The sequence below is a fragment of the Treponema sp. R80B11-R83G3 genome (genome assembly GCF_054786115.1).
Map to the genome: position 1 here is coordinate 1 of NZ_BDHF01000270.1, position 1,046 is coordinate 1,046.

Here is a 1,046-nt window from a genome sequence, read left to right on the forward strand (position 1 = left end):
CATTTGATTAGAAATGACACCGCAAAAATCTTTCGCCTGCTCCTCCGATAAGTTACCATTAATTATTTTTTCCAAATTCTCTTCGCTTTCCTGTTGCTCTTCAACTACAAAACCATTAGCGGGATCAAAAAAAGACCAAATATTCTTTATGTCCAGCACGGCGGAATCGCCATTAAGCCATTTTAAAAAAGTCTTAGAGCAAATGCCGCCATTAGACGCTATGTTATCTTCCTTAACATCAATTCCAAACCATTGCTTTAAAACATATTTACCCCACAAATATCCTGACGCGTACCGGAGCAGGCGGTACGCCGCCAAATTTTCTTCACGGTCTTTCCAGTTTTCCGTTGGCGTTGTTATCACGTTCAATAATTTTTTAATTTCTTCAGGAAACATTCCAACGATATCCGCGTCCGCTTTGCAATCCTTTAAAGATATATACGGCACAACCAAAGCTATGCCCGTTTTATGGTTTAAATAAAAACGTAAAGCCGCGATAGAAAGCGCGTCTTTTGTAGGCAGAAACGGTTGATATTTTCTGTTGTCGGAATCAAGACCCGGCAATAAGAAATAAAACGCTTCAACATCAATCTGCCGCATTTGTAAACTGGTAATGTTAAAATATCCCATTACCGCAGGATCGTTTAAGGGAGGCCGCAGATCGTCCTGCTCCAAATATCCCGGAATACGAATATTTGGCTCATCTTCCGATTCAATTTCCTTCCCTTGTATATTGCCAAGGAAACTTTTTAAAGATTCCATTGGAATGCGGAAAGCGGGAATATAACCCACATACGGCTCGCTGCAGGCATGAAGAGATTCAACGAAAAGACTGGATAACAGCGAGACCTTCTCTTTAGGATATAAAACATTCCTGCCGCCCCAATTAACCTTAAAAGGCTCTATGCCCGGGCATGAAGAAGATTCGTATACTGTGTAGATATTATTTTCCATGTCAATGCGTCCGCGATTAAGCCCAAGACGGTCATCGGCTACGGCAAACACCGCTACGGTAATGTTTTCTTCTTTTATGTTATAAGCAAATT

At 41.0% G+C, this 1,046-nt stretch carries 1 protein-coding gene; it reads right to left on the minus strand.

What is annotated here, in order from left to right:
• The coding region (locus ACYVRH_RS13240; RefSeq protein ID WP_461257366.1) for a hypothetical protein at positions 1 to 1,046 on the minus strand (1,046 nt) is incomplete at both ends.